Below are 15,925 nucleotides of genomic sequence, written 5' to 3' on the forward strand. Positions count from 1 at the left end.
GGTTCCTACTCCCGGTTCCGTCGGATCAGCAGTACCGCACCGCCGAGCACGGCCAGCCCGGCGATGATCACTCCGATGATCCAGCCGTTGCCGCCGCCGTCAGCGGGTTCCGAGGTGGCCGGCGGCGTCGGCGCGGGGTCCGTGGGCCGCGGCGCGGCGGTCGTCGCTGTGGCCGGGGCCGTGGTGCCGCCTGGCGGTGCTGCCGGTTCGGGCGTGGCCGTCGTGGCCACAGCGGCGGGGGGAGCGGCCACCGCGAAGGAGAGCTCGCCGCTGATCGGATGCCCGTCGGCGGAGACCACGCGCCAGGCAACGTGATAGTCGCCCGCTGTGACGTCCCGCACCGCGACCGAGAGGGTGGTGTCGGTGACCTGCGGCGGATCGGCTGGAATCTGGCCGCCTCCGGCGCGGGTGACCGTGACCGTCGCGTAGTCCGCCCAGACGGCCTCGCTGAACACCAGCGAGATCCGGGTGGGTGGCGCGTTCAGGGTCGACCCGTCGGCCGGGTCGGCGCTGCGTAGCGCCGAGTGCGCCCACGCGGGACGGGGCGTGACGAGAATGACGGCCAGCATCAGTATGGCGACTGCCGTCAGGGTCGTGAGTGCGGCGGTCGACGTCGCGGCGAGCGATCTTCGTTGCACCGGCTTTAGTCTACGTTCTACTGCTGGTAGAAGGATTGGCTGCGGTGTGGTCCAGCCTGAGTGGCCCGAGCCGCCCCGACCGGCGTGTCAGAGGGGAGGAGATCAACATCCTCAAGATCGGCAGAGCACAATGACGTCCATGCAGATCGGTGTCGTCTACCCGCAGATCGAGCTTCGAGGAGATCCGAACGCTGTCCGGCGGATCGGGACCGCGGTCGAGGAGCTGGGCTTTAACCACCTCCTCGCCTACGACCACGTGCTCGGCGCCGTACATGCCGACAGGACGCCCGCGCTTTCAGGCCCCTACACCGAGCATGACCCGTTCCACGACCCGTTCGTGATGTTCGCTTATCTGGCCGGTATCACCGAACGTATCGGTTTCGCGACCGGGGTCCTGATTCTCCCGCAGCGCCAGACCGCACTCGTGGCCCGACAGGCCGCCGATGTCGATCTCCTGTCCGGCGGCCGGCTGCGCCTCGGTGTGGGGGTCGGCTGGAACTCCGTCGAGTACGAGGCCCTCGGCCAGGACTTCCGCACCCGCGGTGCTCGGCAGGAAGAACAGATCACGCTGCTTCGCCGGTTGTTCACCGAACCCGTCGTCGACTTCTCCGGCCGCTTCGACCGGGTCGACCGGGCCGCACTCGTGCCGAAGCCGTCCCGGCCCGTCCCGATCTGGCTCGGCGGGTCCGGCGAGGCCGCGTTCGACCGGGCGGCCCGGCTCGCGGACGGTTTCGTCTTCTTCGGCGGCTTCGGCGTCGATCACGCCCTGGCCGCCTGGAAGCGGCTACGCGAGAAGTTGCACGGCCTCGGCCGGTCGGTCGAGGAGTTCGGCGCCGATTACGTGGTTCTTCCTCGGGGCGGAGTAGGCGACCTCACGGCGGAGATCGACGCCTGGCGCGAAGCCGGCGGAACCCACGTCTCCGTGGCCACGATGGGACGCGGCCTGGACTCCGCCGACGGTCACGTCGACTATCTCGCCACGGTCGCGGACGCGCTCAACCTGTCGTGACGAGCGCGGCAAGGCTGCCGGGCACGCCCCACGAGAGGAGCCGATGTCGCGTCGTCCGGGCGTACTCCGCTAGGCGAGGCGGTCGAGAATGCCTACGACCTGCGCGAACTGCTGTTCGTTGGATGAGTGCGGAGCGTCGATCGTGTGGACGTCGAACGGGTTGTCAGGGGTGAGCCGGTCGGCCTCGGCGATCATGCGGTCCTGCAGCTCGACCGGAATCATCCGGTCCCAGGAATGGCGGATGTACGTGCGTGGTACCCGCCCCCGGAAGCAGGCCTCGACTCGCGAGCGGTCCGTGCCCAGCGTGAGGGATTCGTCGGGCTGCAGGAACGCGAGCATCGCGAAGAACTCGGCATCGGTTGCTCCCTCCATCGTCACCACCTTGAACGCGGCGAGGGTGCCGGCGTCGCGCTCTCCTTACTTCTCGCACGGCAGGTCAGCGGTCGATCGAGGCCATGTTGGCTTCGTCGTGACGCTCCCGGTCGACGCGATGGGAGCAGCCGTCTCGCGGACCAGCTGACGACGACGCAATTTGACGGCGCGTGCTACCGGCACCAGCTTGGACGGCTGGGTGCCGGGGCGCTGGATCATGGCGCCACGGCGCGCGCGCCGCAGTCGCGCGGCCGGGATCGAGCCGGGCAGCCGGGTCGCCGTGGCCGGTCTGGGCGGCCTGGGCGGCCTGGGACACCTCGGGGCCAAGATAGCCGCCGCGCTTGGCGCCGAGGTCAGAAGCTGACTCACCGTGGCGTCGTTGCCCAGGACGGGAGCCAGACCGTCTCAGGGAGCCTTGGCAGGGTTCCGAGGTGGGTGATGATCGCGCGGAGTCCTGGGTGTGGATTCGTTCTGGGGAGGATGAGCGAGAGTGGGTATGCGAGCGTCGGATTCACGATGGGGATGCGGCGTAGGTCGTGGTTCGTCGGCCAGATGTACCGGTCGCGTGCCCCGATGAGGGTGGCCACGTCTGCGGATTCCGCGAGGGTGTCCAAAAGTACCTCATCGCCGAAGTGCGGGCCTGCCGCGTCGATGCGTAGGTCGAAGTCGGTGGCGAGCTGGTCGTAGAACTCCGCCCATTCGCTTCGGGGCGTGATACCCGGCACCCATATCCGATGCTGGCGCAGCTGCGGTGGCGTCAGTCTTCGCGCGGCGGCGAGCGGATGTCTCGGGCCGACGAGAAGTTCCAGCGGGGAGTCGAACGCATGGATCATCTGCACGTCGCGTGGCAGCGTGGCCGGGTCAGTGACGGTACGGAACGAGGCGTCGATATCGCCTGCCTCGACGGCGGTGACCGCCACGCGTGGGTCGTTGACCCTGAGGGTCACCACGTCGAGGTTGGTTTCGGGATGCGACCGCCAATAGTCGTGCAGAACAACGGCCTGCGCGCTTCGCAGGCCGAGAACGTCGATCCTAAGGGCCCGGGAGCCCGGCCTGACCGCGGTGATGGCGCGATCGACACCCATGACGATGCTCCGCGCGTGCGGGAGAAACGCCTGGCCGTCGAGCGTCAGCTCAACCCCTCGGGCGGTACGGGTGAACAGCCGGACTTCCAGCCCGCGCTCCAGGGCGGCGATCCGCTTGGAAACCGCCTGCTGCGTCACGCCCAGCTCGTCGGCCGCATGTTGCAACTGTCCGAGCTCGGCCGCCCGGACGAACGATCGCAATGCCTCGGTGTCCACTGGTTCATCTTAGGTGCGCACAACTGGTGGTTGTGGCTCGCCGAGGAATCGGTTGTTTGATCGCGCTCCAGCATGACTGATGTGCTTCGGGCATCCAAACCGTCGGTTGTCGCGAGGAGCCATGTGCGTGTGAGATCGGGGCCCGGCTTCGGGTGGCTGTGGTCGGCCTACGCCGTCAGTACATACGGCACGTGGATCGCTTTCGGGGCGTTCCCGCTCATCGCGGTCCGGGTGCTGCACTCGTCGGCATTCGCCGTCTCGTTCCTGGGAGCAGCCGGCCTCGCTGTCGCCGCGATCGTCGCGGTCCCGCTCGGGCCGTGGATCGAGCACCGGACCAAGCGCCCCGTGATGATCGCGACGGACCTGATTCGGTTCCTCGCCATGGCGAGCGTTCCGATCGCGTACCTCCTCGGCCTGCTGTCCTACGGCCAGCTGCTGGCCGTCTCGGTCATCTCCGGAACGGCGAGCATCGCCTTCACCGCCGCATCCGGTGCGTACCTGAAGCACCTCGTCCACTCGGACCATCTGCTCGTCGCGAACGGGAGATTCGAGGGCACGAGCTGGGTGGCGACCGCGGCTGGCCCGCCTCTCGGTGGAGCACTCATCGGGCTGCTCGGCCCGGTCGTCACCGTCGCCGCCGACGCCTTCAGCTACCTGCTCTCCGCGCTCGGGGTCCTCCGCATCCGTGGCGGCGACATCGCAGCGCCCCGCGACGCGGCCACCAAGATGCGTGCCACTGACCTTCTGAGCGGCTGGCGATTCATCCTCCACGACCGCGCTCTACGACGTCTGTTCCTCAACTCCGTGACAGTCAGCGGTCTGATCATGGCCACCAGCCCGCTCCTGGCCGTCCTTCTGCTGGGCGAGTACCACTTCCCCGCCTGGCAGTACGGTCTCGCCTTCGGCATCCCGGCACTCGGCGGCTTCGCCGGCGCCCGCCTCTCCGCGCGCCTCGTCACCCGCTACGGTCGGCACCGCGTCATGATCGTCTCCGGCTGGCTGCGCTCGATCTTCCCGCTCGGACTCGCCCTGACCCGTCCCGGCATTCCCGGACTCCTCACGGTAATCGTCGTCGAGGCCCTGCTGATCACCTGCATGGGCGTCTTCAACCCCATCAACGCGACAGAACGCCTGCAGCGCACTCCCGCCGACCACGTCGCACAAGTCCTCAGCGCATGGAGCATCAGCAGCAAACTCGTCCAGGCGACCCTCATGGTGATCTGGGGCGTCCTCGCGACACTCACCAGCCCACTCACCGCCATCACCATCTCCGGCGTCCTCCTGCTCGCCACCCCCCTCTTCCTTCCCCAACGAATGCACATGCCCGATCTCGCGGTTGGCGCGCCGGCTGAAGACGTCCGTTCCGCATGAACCGTCGCAACGCCCGGTTCGCTCCTGAAGGACGCCGCTTCGTCCATCCGAGCGGTGAGCCCGACCGCGAACGACAACGCACCGTCATCGCCGGGTCATGACCAGACATGTTGAGCGTCGACGGGCGGCCCGTGGAGAACTTCGCGTCCAGCCTGATCAATCCTGCTTACGGCTGGGATCCTGAGAGCTCAAGATCGAGCCGGCCCCGGCGCGCGGACGGCCTGGAGCACCCGCTCCAGGCGTGCGCGGGGGGTCTCGATCGCCGTCAGGTCCAGCGTGTCGAGGTCGGCTGTGCCCACCTGAGCTCGGACGAGCGCGCGGGCGTCGTTCTTGGAGATCGCCCGGCCGTCCCGGGCGGCCGCACGGATGACGCCCTCGCGCAGCACGTTCCCGATCCGGCCGTGGGCCCGCTCGAGCAGCCAACGCGCGGTTACGTCCGGGGCGGGCGGCCGGGTCGGACCGCCGGCGCCCACGTCGACGTCCGCCTCGCCGCCGGTGTCCGCCTCCGCGTCGACCAGGTCCGCGTGGACGACCCCGTATCCGCCGCCCTCGTGCCCGGCCTCGCCTCGGGGACGTCCCGCTGAGGCCGGTGGGGGGAACGTCAGGCGGTACTTCGGGGCGACCAGGCTCGCGAGAGCCGCCCGGGCGCCGGGGGTCGACACGTCGGGATGGTCGACCGGCACGACGAACCGGACCTTCCGGGCGGTCACGGCGAGCAGGGCTCGCAGCAGCAGCGGACCGGGGTCGGCGGTGAGGTCCACGGCGACGTCCGCGTTGTCGCCGAGGTCGCGAAGGTAGTCCGAGCCGGTGAACAGCGAGCGCAGGCCGAGGCGGCGGGCGCCCGGCGATCCGGCGGCGGTGGCGTCGCCGATCACCGTCGCGGCCGGCCCGAGCTCGACCGCCGCGGTGCTCTCCACGGACTGCGTCCCGTGGGTGTAGATGCGCGTTCCGAAGCTCTCCACCGCCCGCTCGAGGACTTTCCACGTGCGGCTGGTCGGCGCGCACACGTACAGATCGCTGGCACTTCCCACGGCCTGCGCGCCGTCATAACGGTTGAATGCCGGCAGTATGGCTTCGAAGACGACACCGAACTGCTGCATGGACTGCTGTACCTGAAAACCCAGCATCGGATGGAGCCGGCTGTGGCCGTAGGCGACGACGACGACTCCGTTTTTCCGGTCACCCAGGCCGGCGAGCGCTCTCCCGAGGAAAAGACCGACCCCTTCGGGGGTGTACGGCGGATCGGTGAGGACGAGATCCGCCCACTCCCGCGCGGCGGGCGGCAGGGTGAATCGCAGGTCGCCGAACAGCGTGCGGATCGACAGTCCCTCGGAGCGTGCCGTGGCGTCGATGTAGGCGAGGGTCCGCTCATCCAGGTCGACCACGGTGATCTCGGCGCCGGGCTGCCGCCGGGCCAGCGCCACCGAGGTCAGGTCGTGGTCGCCGACGAACAGCACCCGCCGGCCGGCCAGGTCGTAGGTGGTGTCGAGCCAGGTCGCGCGGCGGGCGAGCGTTCCCGCTGTCGCGGCCACATGGTCGAGGTCCCGGCGGGGTGCGGGGGCGTTCTTGATCAGCAGGGCAAGGGCGCCGAGCCCGTCGCCGTCGCGGTCATCGCCCGCGGCGCCGGCCGGCTCCAGGCCGTCCAGGGCGAATCGGGCGCGATATTCGGCGATGACTTCCGCCCGTAGGCGGTAACCGTGCTTGTTTTCGGTGAGATCCGGGCCAAGGCTACGCAGAAGCTCCTCGACCGCCCGCCGCGGTGTCGCGGTCCGCGTTATCAGAACGTCGATCGGCTGGCTGCCGCCGGTCAACAGCGAGAGAATTTCGCGCAGTGGGCGGGATCGCACACCGTAGCCGGCGACATAGGCGGCGGCGTTGTCCATCGGGGCCTTATCGGCCAAGGACTCGTCCGTCGAGGATTTTTCGCCGGTCATGTTGACATTCATATCATCGGGGGAGTTGCCGTGGTCGGGTCGGTCCCGGACGTGCCGTGGAAGTCGGCGGGCGGCGACCGGCCGGGGGTGTCCCGGGTGGTGGTCGTCGGCGGCGGCTTCGCCGGGGTGAGCCTGCTGCGCCGGCTGGAATCGGCGCTTCCCGCCGGCCGCGCGGAGCTTGCCGTGGTCTCACCCGTGGACCATCTGCTCTACACCTCGCTGGTGCCGCAGGTCTGCGCCAGCACGGTGGAGCCCCGCCACCTGGCCGTGGCGCTGCGCGCCGTCCTGCGTCGCACGTTGCTGCGGCTCGGTGACGTCGTCGCCGCCGACCTGTCCGCGCGCACGGTCACCGTGCGCTCCGCGGACGCTGCCACCCGGACCGTCGGCTGGGACAGGTTGGTCCTCGCGCCCGGCTCGGTCACCCGCACCCTGGACGTGCCCGGCCTCGACGAGCACGCCCTCGGGCTGAAGAACCTCGACGAGGCCGTGGCGCTGCGCGACCACGTCCTGCGCCGGCTGGAGCTGGCCGACGCCGCCGACGACCCGCGCCGCCGGGCGGCGCTGTGCACGTTCGTCGTGGTCGGCGGTGGTTACACCGGGACGGAGCTCGCCGCGCAGATGGTCGGGTTCACCCGGCACGCCGCGGCGGCCTACCAGCGGCTGCGGCCGTCCGACGTCCGCTGGCTGCTGGTGGATCACGCGCCGCGGGTGCTGCACGAGCTCGCGCCCGCGCTGGGGCATCGCGCCGCGCGGGTGCTCGCCGGGCGTGGGGTCGAGGTCCATCTGGGCACCTCGGTGGTGGAGATCGGGGCCGAGGCGGTCACGCTCGCGGCTGGCGGGCCGACGGTCCGCACCCGCACGAGCGTGCCGACCCACACGGTCGTCTGGTGCGCCGGCGTGAGCCCCAGCCCGCTCGTCGCCGCGCTCGGGCTGCCCACCACGCACGGCCGGCTGATCGTGGACGAGTTCTTCCGCGTGCCCACCGCGGACGGGGTGTTCGCGCTCGGGGACGCCGCCGCCGTCCCCGACGTGACGCGCGGGGGAGCGCCGGCCGGGCAGACCGCGCAGCACGCGATCCGCCAGGGCCGGGCGGCGGCCCGCAACGTGGCCGCCTCGCTCGGGTACGGCTCGCCGCGCCGGTACCGGCACCGTGACCTGGGCTTCGTGGTGGATCTCGGTGGCCGCGCCGCGGTGGCGAACCCGTTCGGCCTCACCCTGAGCGGGCCGCCGGCGGCGCTGCTGACCCGGGCCTACCACCTGGCCGCGCTCCCCGCGGGCGCGAACCGGGTCAGGGTGGCGACCGACTGGGTGCTCAACAGTGTGCTGGGCCAGGAGATCACCCATTTCGACGAGTCCGTCCCGGGGCGGGCGGAGATCGCCACGTCGGAGCACACCCGGATCTACCAGCCCACACGCTGACAGGTCGCCGGGGTGACGGCCGGCTGGAGATCCCGCGTGCGTTGCGCCGCGTCGGTGGAATACATCCCTACGATCGCGGAGGTAGGTCCAGTTCTTACCGGTGCGCCGCCGCCTGCGGCGCACCGAGACGAGGAGACGCGGGATGGCGCTCGGCGCTCGGCTGGATCGGGCACAGCAGAGCAGGCCGAGGATCGCATTCCCGCTCGCGGTCGTCTACAAGTTCGCGGAGGACCAGGGCGGCTACCTCGCCGCGCTGATCGCGTTCTACGGATTCCTCTCCCTGTTTCCGCTGCTCCTGCTGCTCACGACCGGCCTCGGCTTCGTCCTCGCGGGGCATCCCGACATCCAGGAGCAGGTGGTGAGCTCCGCGCTCAGCCAGTTCCCGATCATCGGTGACCAGCTCCGCAGCGACGTCCAGGCCCTGCGCGGGAGTGCCGTGGCGGTGGCGATCGGTGTGCTCGGCAGCATCTGGGGCAGCCTCGGGGTGGCCCGCGCGCTCGGGAACGCGCTGGACACGGTCTGGGCGGTGCCACGGCGCTCGCGGCCGAACCCCTTCTTCGCCCGGGTGCGCAGCTTCGGCCTCATCGGCTTGTTCGGGCTCGGTGTCGTGCTGACGACCCTGCTGTCCGCGATCACCACCCGGGCCGGCGACCTCGGCACCGGTCTCGGTGCCGGCGCGCAGGTTCTCGCGGTGGTGCTCGGCATCGCCGGGAACACGGGCCTGATCCTGATGGCGTTCCGGCTGCTCACGGTCAAGTCGGTGACGTTCGGCCAGATCCTGCCCGGAGCCGCGATCGCCGCGCTGGGCTGGCAGCTGCTCCAGTCGGCCGGGACCTACCTCCTCCAGTACCAGCTACAGGGGCGCACGCAGGTCTACGGCCTGTTCGCGCTGGTCCTCGGCCTGATGACCTGGCTGTACCTGCTCGCCGCGGTGATCGTGTTCGCGATGGAGATCAACACCGTGCGCGCCGAACGGCTCTACCCGCGCGCGCTGCTCACCCCGTTCGTGGACGACGTCGTCCTCACCGACTCCGACCGGCGGGTCTACACCTCGTACGCCCAGGCGGAGCAGTTCAAGAGCTTCCAGCAGGTCGACGTCTCCTTCGACGACGTCTCCGTCGGTGACGCCTCGTCCAGTGACGCCTCCGTCGACCAGGATCGACCCATGGAGCTGACACACGCGATGCGCACGACGGGCACCTGCCGGCGGTTCCGACCCGACCCGGTGCCCGACGACGTCCTCGTCGCCGCGTTCGACGCCGCCCGGTTCGGCCCGCAGGGCGGGAACCGCCAGCCGGTGCGGTTCGTGGTCGTCCGGGACCCGGAGCGCCGGCGGGTGCTCGCCAACCTCTACCTGGCCCGCTGGCAGCCCTACCTCGACGAGCGCGGGATCAGTACGCCGACCGAGGCCGACCACTTCGCGCGCACCCTGGCGGACGTCCCCGTGCTGATCGTGGTGTGCGCGAAGCTCGCGGCGCTGCATCCCACCGACACCGAGCTCGACCGGCTGAGCATCGTCGGCGGGGCGTCGGTCTACCCGATCGTGCAGAACCTCTGCCTCGCGCTGCGCGGCGCCGGGGTGGCCACCGCCCTGACGACGCTGCTGGTCGCCGACGAACCGAAGGTCGCCGAGCTGCTCGACATACCGGACGGCTACGCGACCGCCGCGCACCTCGCGGTCGGCTATCCCGAGCGCGGATTCCCCAGCAACCTGCGGCGCCGTCCCGTCGAGGAGCTCGTCTTCGGGGAGGCCTTCGGACGCCCGCTGGGCGAGGCTGGATGAATGGGCGAGACTGGATGAATGACGTCGCGAGAGCAGGTCGAGGTCGAGGTGACCGGAATCGTGCAGGGCGTCGGTTTCCGGCCCTTTCGTCTACGGGCTGGCGACCCGGCTCGGACTGAGCGGCCAGGTCTCCAACGACGCTGAGGGCGTCCACATAGCGCTGGACGGCGCAGGCCCGGAGGTCGCCGCGTTCCTGACCGCGCTGCGCGAGGAGGCGCCGCCGCTCGCCCAGATCGACAGCGTGGACGTCTCCGGCGGTCCCGCGCCGCCCGGAGCCGGGCCGGCGGCGCCGGGGTTCCGGATCGCCCCCAGCGACCCGGCCCGCGGCGGGGCCGGGCCGCGGACGCGGGTCTGCGCGGACAGTGCCACCTGTGCGGACTGCCTGGCCGAGCTCGCCGACCCGGCCGACCGGCGCTACCGCTACCCGTTCATCAACTGCACCAACTGCGGCCCCCGCTTCACGATCATCCGGGACGTCCCCTACGACCGGCCGGCCACGACGATGGCCGGATTCCGGATGTGCGCGCGGTGCCGGGCGGAGTACGACGACCCGGCCGACCGCCGCTTCCACGCCCAGCCGGTGTGCTGTCCGGACTGCGGCCCCACCCTCAGCTTCCGGCCCACCGCCGCCGCGTCGCCGACGTCCGACGAGCCGCTGGAGCGAGCAGCGGGGCTGCTGCGGGGCGGCGGGATTCTCGCGGTGAAGGGGCTGGGCGGGTACCACCTGGCCGTGCTCGCCGCGGACGGGTCCGCGGTGGCGACCCTGCGCCGGCGCAAGCACCGGGACGCCAAGCCGTTCGCCGTCATGGTGCGCGACCTGGCGACCGTCGAGGAGATGTGCTGCCTCGACCCCACCGCGCGCCTCCTGCTCACCGGGCGGCGCCGGCCGATCGTCCTGGTCGAGCGCTGCCGGCCCGCTAGGCGGGTCGCCGAGGCGGTGGCGCCGGGCACCGGGACGCTCGGCGTGATGCTGCCGTACACGCCGCTGCACCACCTTCTGCTCGGCCTGCTGCCCGGCCCGATCGTGCTGACCAGCGGCAACATCTCCAACGAGCCGATCGTGTACCACGACGAGGAGGCCCTCGCCGCGCTCAGCCCGGTCGCGGACGGTTTCCTCGCCCACGACCGGGCCATCCACACCAGGCTCGACGACTCGGTCGCCCGGTCGGTGCGCGGCCGGGAGACGCTCGTGCGCCGCTCCCGCGGCTACGCCCCGGAGCCGCTGCCGCTGCCCTGGGACGTCCAGCGGCCGGTGCTGGCCTGCGGGGCCGAGCTGAAGAACACCGTGTGCCTGGCGGCGGGGCGGCGGGCGTACCTCTCCGGCCACATCGGGGACCTGGAGAACCACGAGACGCTGCGGTCGTTCGTCAGCGGGATCGACCACCTGCGCCGGCTGTTCGACATCTCGCCCGAGCTGGTAGCGCACGACCTGCACCCGGAGTATCTGTCCACGAAGTGGGCGCTGGAGCAGGACCTGCCGGTCGTCGGCGTGCAGCATCACCACGCGCACATTGCCTCCTGCCTGGCGGACAACGGCCATCCCGGGCCGGTGCTCGGTGTGGCCTTCGACGGCCTCGGCTTCGGTCCGGACGGCACCCTGTGGGGCGGGGAGTTCCTGTGGGCCGACCTGGCCGGCTTCACCCGGCTCGCACATCTCACGCCCGTCCCGATGCCCGGGGGCGTCGCCGCGATCCGGGCACCATGGCGGATGGCCGCCGCCCACCTGCTCGCCGCCGGCGTCGCCGACCCGGACCGCCTCGCGGTCGCCCGCCGCAACGCCGACCGCTGGGACGCGGTCGCCGCCCTGGCCAGGTCCGGTGCCGCCCCGTCCCCGGTGGGTGCCCCGCTGACCAGCAGCGTCGGACGGCTGTTCGACGCCGTCGCGGCTCTCGTCGGCGTCCGGGACACGATCACCTACGAAGGGCAGGCCGCGATCGAGCTGGAGCGGATCGCCGCCCCCGGCGACTACGGCCGCTACCCGGCGAGCCCCCCGCCGTCGGGTGCCGGGCTGCTGCTGCCGGGCGCCGACCTGATCCGCGGCGTCGTGGACGACCTGCGCGAACGCGTCGACCCCACGGTGATCGCCGCCCGGTTCCACAGCACGCTGGCCGGGCTCACCGTCGACATCTGTGCCGCCCTGCGTGCGGGGCTCCCGGGGCGCCAGGCGGGAGCGGTGGCGCTCTCCGGCGGCGTCTTCGGCAACCTGCGGCTGCTCGGCGAGATCATGGACGGGCTGGTAGACCGGGGCTTCACCGTCCTGACCCACTCCCGGGTGCCCTGCAACGACGGCGGGATCAGCCTCGGTCAGGCGGTGGTCGCGAACGCCCGCAGCCAGCCGTACCAGTCGTCGAGCCCGGTGCCGGCGATCGCCGACACCGGCAGCACCGGGGCGGACGGGTTGACCAGCCGCACGGACTCGGCGAACAGGTCACCGTCGAAGGCGAGGTAGGGCAGCAGGTCGACCTTGGTGAGCAGAACGAGATCGGCGACCCGGTACATGTGCGGGTACTTGCTGGGCTTGTCCTCACCCTCGGTGACCGAGGCCAGCACGACCCGGGCCGACTCCCCGAGGTCGAACAGCCCCGGGCAGACCAGATTGCCGACGTTCTCGATGAGCACCACCGCCCCGGGCGGTGGGTCGAGCTCCCGCAGCGCCCGCCCGACCGTCGCCGCCTCCAGATGGCAGCCGGTCCCGGTGTTCACCTGGACGGCCCGGGCCCCGGTGGCGCGGATGCGCTCGGCATCCAGCGGTGTCTCCTGGTCGCCTTCGATGACAGCACACGTGACAGTTCCCGCCACGGCCCGGATCGTGTGCTCCAGCAGCGTCGTCTTCCCCGCCCCCGGCGAGCTCATCAGGTTGACGGCCGACGCCCGCCGGGCCGCCAGCCACGCCCGGTTGTCATCCGCCGACTCCTCGTTGCGCGCCAGCACGTCCATTTCGAGCCGCAGCGTCCGCGTTTCGGCCTCACAACCGCAGGTGCCGCACATCAGCCCACCTCCGCTCCAACCTGCCGGGACGTCCAACCTGCCGGGACGTCCAACCCGGCGGGAGGTCCAACCCGCCCGGAGGTCAGCGCACCTCGACGGCGGTGATCCGGACCTCCTCACCGCCGGTCAGCTCGATCTCGTGGCTCCCGCAGCCACACGGCGTGAGCAGGTCCGGCAGGTCGACGTCGGCCCCGCACCGGCGGCAGCGGCCCCGCCCCGGCGGCTCGGCGATGTCGAGCCGGGCGCCGTCGAGCGACGTCCCGGCGGCGACCAGGTCGAAGCAGAAGCGCAGCGGCGAGGTCATCACCCCGGACAACCGCCCGACCTCGAGCGCCACCCGGGTCACCTGGACGTCCGCCGGGACCCGCCGGGCGACCATGTCGACCAGCTCGACGGTGACCGAGAGCTCGTGCACCGTGCCAGCCCGGTCAGCAGATCCGCGGTAGCGGATCGCCGACCAGCAGGTCGACGATGCGGGTCCCGCCGAACGCGGTGTTGAGCAGCACCATGCCCGGCGGGTCGTCGGCGATCCGCCCGATCACCGCCGTGTCCGCGCCCAGCGGGTGCGAGCGCAGCGCGGCCAGCGCCGCCTCGGCCACCTCGGGGGCGACGATCACCACCATCCTGCCCTCGCAGGCGACGTACAGCGGGTCGAGGCCGAGCAGCTCGCAGGCCCCGCGCACGGTGGGCCGCACCGGCACCGCGTCCTCGTCGACGATCACTCCGACCCCGGCGGCGGTCGCCACCTCGTTGAGGATCGTCGCCACCCCGCCGCGGGTCGCGTCGCGCATGGCCCGCACCCCCGGACCGTCCGCCGGCGCCCCGACCGCGTCCAGCAGCCGGGACGTCAGCTCGGCCAGCGGGGCGGTGTCGGAGGAGAGGTCCGCGCTGATGTCGAGCTCGCCGCGGGCCAGCAGCACCGTGATCCCGTGGTCGCCGATCGGTCCGGTGACCAGGACGGCGTCGCCCGGCCGGGCCCGCGCGGCGCCCAGGCGGACGTCCGCGGGGACGAGCCCGATGCCGGTGGTCGTGACGTAGCAGCCGTCGGCCCGCCCGCGCTGGACGACCTTCGTGTCCCCGGTGACGATCGACACCCCCGCCTCGGTCGCCGCGCGGGCCATCGAGGCCACGATCCGGCGCAGGTCGTCGACGGCCATCCCCTCCTCGAGGATGATCGCGCAGGCCAGGTGCAGCGGGCGCGCCCCGGCGACCGCGAGGTCGTTGACCGTGCCGTTCACGGCGAGATCACCGATGTCACCGCCGGGGAAGAACAGCGGGGTGACGACGAACGAGTCGGTCGTCAGCGCCAGGCGCGTCCCGTCCGCGGTGAACACCGCCGCGTCCTCGAGCGGTTCCAGCAGCGGGTTGCGCAGCCCCTCCAGGAACACGGCGTCGATGAGGGTCGCGGTGGCCTTGCCGCCCGCGCCGTGCGCCGAGGTGATGTGGGTGTCGCGCAGCTTCGGCCGGCGTCGCCGCGCGGCCTCGACCCGGTCCAGGACGCCGCTCTCGCTCCGGCCGGCCGCCGTCTTCGCCGCGGTCATGACCGGGTCAACTCCTTCGCGGGCTCGGTGGCACGGTGCCGGGCGCGGCCGAAGTTGTAGTAGGCCGCGCAGGCGCCCTCGGGGGAGACCATGCAGGCACCGATCGGCGTCTCCGGGGTGCAGCCGGTGCCGAAGACCTTGCACTCCCACGGCTTGATGACCCCGGTCAGCACCTCGCCGCACTGGCAGGCCTTCGGGTCCTCGACCCGGGCACCCGGCGGCGCGAAGATCCGCTCGGCGTCGAAGGCGGCGTACCGCTCCCGCACCTGCATCGCCGACCACGGGATGCGGCCCAGCCCGCGCCACTCGAAGTCCGGCCGCGGCTCCAGCACCTCGTCGATCACGGCGAGCGCGACCGGGTTCCCCTCGGCCGCCACCACCCGGGTGTACTGGTTCTCCACCTCGCAGCGCCTGTCCCGCAGCTGCCGCAGCAGCTTGTGGATGGACTGCAGGATGTCCAGCGGCTCGAACCCGGAGACCACCAGCGGCCGGCCGTAGTCGCGGGGGATGAAGTCGTACGGCCGGCAGCCGATCACCGTCGAGACGTGCCCGGGGCCGACGAACCCGTCGATCCGCACGTCGGGGGAGTCCAGGATCGCCCGCAGCGCCGGAACGATCGTGATGTGGTTACAGAAGATCGAGAAGTTCGTCAGCCCTTCGGCCACCGCCCGCCGCACCGTCAGCGCTGTGGACGGCGTCGTCGTCTCGAAGCCGATCGCCATGAACACGACCTGCCGGTCCGGGTTCGCCCGCGCGATCTTCAGCGAGTCCAGCGGCGAGTAGACCATCCGGATGTCGGTGCCCTCGGCGTTGGCGTCGAAGAACGAGCCGTGGCTGCCCGGCACCCGCATCATGTCGCCGAACGAGGTCATGATGACGCCGTCCTGGCGGGCGATGTGCATGGCGTCGTCGACCCGTCCCATCGGGATGACGCACACCGGGCAGCCCGGGCCGTGCACCAACGAGACCGCCGGTGGCAGGTGGTCCTCCAGGCCGTGCTTGTAGATCGTGTGCGTGTGCCCGCCGCACACCTCCATGAACGCGTATGCCCGGCCCGGCTCACAGAGCTCGGCTATCCGGGCGGACAGCGCCCGCGCGGTGCCCGCGTCCCGGTACTCGTCGACGAAGCGCATCTCCTCCGCCTCTCCGTGGTCGATCGCCGCTCCGCGTGGCCTGTCGCCCGCGCTAGTCGATGGACGAGGCGCGCAGCGCGGCCAGCTCGTCGTCGTAGGCACGCCCGATGCCGGTGAGGAAGTCCAGCGCCGCCCGCGCCTCGGCCTCGTCGATCAGGGACAGCGCGAACCCGACGTGGATGAGGACCCAGTCCCCTGGGCGTGGCGGGTGCTCGTCGAGCAATCCGATGTTGATCGCCCGCCGCACCCCGCTGACGTCCACCGTCGCGATGTCCGGGCGGTCTGGCCGGATCTCCACGACCTCACCCGGAATACCGAGACACACGCCGATCACATCCTGCTGAACTCGAGGTATCGGCGCAGATCGGGGGCGATGACGACAGCGGCTGCGCCGGCTCCGACCGCGACCGCGGCGAGCACCATCCAGTGCGACATG

Annotated in this window: 14 protein-coding genes and 1 pseudogene; 6 read left to right on the plus strand and 9 right to left on the minus strand. The window is 71.6% G+C overall.

Annotation, left to right across the window (positions count from 1 at the left end):
• Positions 1-5 precede the first annotated feature (5 nt).
• Positions 6-638: a copper resistance CopC family protein gene (locus FRANEAN1_RS12140; protein ID WP_020460067.1), complete on the minus strand. Its 633-nt coding sequence runs from the start codon at positions 636-638 to the stop codon at positions 6-8.
• 139 nt (positions 639-777) lie between these two features.
• Here FRANEAN1_RS12140 and FRANEAN1_RS12145 point away from each other — a divergent pair, with 139 nt between their 5' ends.
• Complete coding sequence (locus FRANEAN1_RS12145; protein ID WP_020460068.1) at positions 778-1,647, plus strand: LLM class F420-dependent oxidoreductase; 870 nt, start codon at positions 778-780, stop codon at positions 1,645-1,647.
• Between the two features lie 69 nt (positions 1,648-1,716).
• On the opposite strand, the gene FRANEAN1_RS12150 is transcribed toward FRANEAN1_RS12145, so the two are convergent.
• Positions 1,717-2,019: a hypothetical protein gene (locus FRANEAN1_RS12150; protein ID WP_020460069.1), complete on the minus strand. Its 303-nt coding sequence runs from the start codon at positions 2,017-2,019 to the stop codon at positions 1,717-1,719.
• Between the two features lie 160 nt (positions 2,020-2,179).
• Between FRANEAN1_RS12150 and FRANEAN1_RS40865 the strand changes: the two genes are divergently transcribed.
• Positions 2,180-2,383 carry a hypothetical protein gene (locus tag FRANEAN1_RS40865; protein WP_157472576.1) on the plus strand — a complete coding sequence of 68 codons (204 nt, stop codon included), beginning with the start codon at positions 2,180-2,182 and terminating at the stop codon, positions 2,381-2,383.
• Between the two features lies 1 nt (position 2,384).
• Here the strand turns inward: FRANEAN1_RS40865 and FRANEAN1_RS12155 are convergent, their stop codons facing one another.
• Entirely contained in the window at positions 2,385-3,320 is a 936-nt protein-coding gene (locus FRANEAN1_RS12155; protein ID WP_020460071.1) for a LysR family transcriptional regulator, read from the minus strand.
• 123 nt (positions 3,321-3,443) lie between these two features.
• On the opposite strand from FRANEAN1_RS12155, the gene FRANEAN1_RS12160 reads away from it, so the two are divergent.
• On the plus strand, positions 3,444-4,691 hold the full coding sequence (locus tag FRANEAN1_RS12160; RefSeq protein WP_020460072.1) for an MFS transporter: 1,248 nt from the start codon (positions 3,444-3,446) through the stop codon (positions 4,689-4,691).
• Positions 4,692-4,879: 188 nt separating this feature from the next.
• On the opposite strand, the gene FRANEAN1_RS12165 is transcribed toward FRANEAN1_RS12160, so the two are convergent.
• Positions 4,880-6,592, minus strand: coding sequence for a bis-aminopropyl spermidine synthase family protein (locus FRANEAN1_RS12165; RefSeq protein ID WP_347177100.1), 1,713 nt, complete (start codon positions 6,590-6,592; stop codon positions 4,880-4,882).
• 63 nt (positions 6,593-6,655) lie between these two features.
• Here FRANEAN1_RS12165 and FRANEAN1_RS12170 point away from each other — a divergent pair, with 63 nt between their 5' ends.
• From FRANEAN1_RS12170 to hypF, 3 genes and pseudogenes are all read left to right on the plus strand, one after another.
• Positions 6,656-8,044, plus strand: coding sequence for an FAD-dependent oxidoreductase (locus FRANEAN1_RS12170; protein WP_020460074.1), 1,389 nt, complete (start codon positions 6,656-6,658; stop codon positions 8,042-8,044).
• 142 nt (positions 8,045-8,186) lie between these two features.
• Positions 8,187-9,827, plus strand: coding sequence for a YhjD/YihY/BrkB family envelope integrity protein (locus tag FRANEAN1_RS12175; RefSeq protein ID WP_020460075.1), 1,641 nt, complete (start codon positions 8,187-8,189; stop codon positions 9,825-9,827).
• A gap of 18 nt (positions 9,828-9,845) precedes the next feature.
• Positions 9,846-12,156 (plus strand): annotated as a pseudogene (gene hypF, locus FRANEAN1_RS12180) (carbamoyltransferase HypF); the annotation flags it as partial.
• Here hypF and hypB read toward each other — a convergent pair.
• From hypB to FRANEAN1_RS12200, 5 genes are all read right to left on the minus strand, one after another.
• Complete coding sequence (gene hypB / locus FRANEAN1_RS38525) at positions 12,132-12,815, minus strand: hydrogenase nickel incorporation protein HypB (protein ID WP_347177101.1); 684 nt, start codon at positions 12,813-12,815, stop codon at positions 12,132-12,134. The pseudogene hypF and the gene hypB overlap by 25 nt on opposite strands.
• An 82-nt stretch (positions 12,816-12,897) precedes the next feature.
• Complete coding sequence (locus tag FRANEAN1_RS12185) at positions 12,898-13,230, minus strand: hydrogenase maturation nickel metallochaperone HypA (RefSeq protein ID WP_020460078.1); 333 nt, start codon at positions 13,228-13,230, stop codon at positions 12,898-12,900.
• Between the two features lie 13 nt (positions 13,231-13,243).
• Positions 13,244-14,356, minus strand: a complete 1,113-nt coding sequence (gene hypE / locus FRANEAN1_RS12190) for a hydrogenase expression/formation protein HypE (protein WP_020460079.1) — start codon at positions 14,354-14,356, stop codon at positions 13,244-13,246.
• Positions 14,353-15,489 (minus strand): hydrogenase formation protein HypD, encoded by a 1,137-nt coding sequence (gene hypD / locus FRANEAN1_RS12195; RefSeq protein ID WP_020460080.1) that lies wholly within the window; start codon positions 15,487-15,489, stop codon positions 14,353-14,355. Before hypD ends, hypE begins: the two co-directional genes overlap by 4 nt.
• 52 nt (positions 15,490-15,541) lie before the next feature.
• On the minus strand, positions 15,542-15,814 hold the full coding sequence (locus FRANEAN1_RS12200) for a HypC/HybG/HupF family hydrogenase formation chaperone (RefSeq protein ID WP_020460081.1): 273 nt from the start codon (positions 15,812-15,814) through the stop codon (positions 15,542-15,544).
• Positions 15,815-15,925 lie beyond the last annotated feature (111 nt).

This window comes from Parafrankia sp. EAN1pec (assembly GCF_000018005.1).
Taxonomy (GTDB): Bacteria; Actinomycetota; Actinomycetes; order Frankiales; family Frankiaceae; genus Parafrankia; species Parafrankia soli.

Excerpts from the sequence above, each read along its gene's own strand:
- FRANEAN1_RS12145 (WP_020460068.1), top strand. The coding sequence starts at position 778 with ATGCAGATCGGTGTCGTCTACCCGCAGATCGAGCTTCGAGGAGATCCG.
- FRANEAN1_RS12150 (WP_020460069.1), bottom strand. The coding sequence starts at position 2,019 with ATGGAGGGAGCAACCGATGCCGAGTTCTTCGCGATGCTCGCGTTCCTG.
- FRANEAN1_RS12175 (WP_020460075.1), top strand. The coding sequence starts at position 8,187 with ATGGCGCTCGGCGCTCGGCTGGATCGGGCACAGCAGAGCAGGCCGAGG.
- hypB (WP_347177101.1), bottom strand. The coding sequence starts at position 12,815 with ATGTGCGGCACCTGCGGTTGTGAGGCCGAAACGCGGACGCTGCGGCTC.
- hypE (WP_020460079.1), bottom strand. The coding sequence starts at position 14,356 with ATGACCGCGGCGAAGACGGCGGCCGGCCGGAGCGAGAGCGGCGTCCTG.
- hypD (WP_020460080.1), bottom strand. The coding sequence starts at position 15,489 with ATGCGCTTCGTCGACGAGTACCGGGACGCGGGCACCGCGCGGGCGCTG.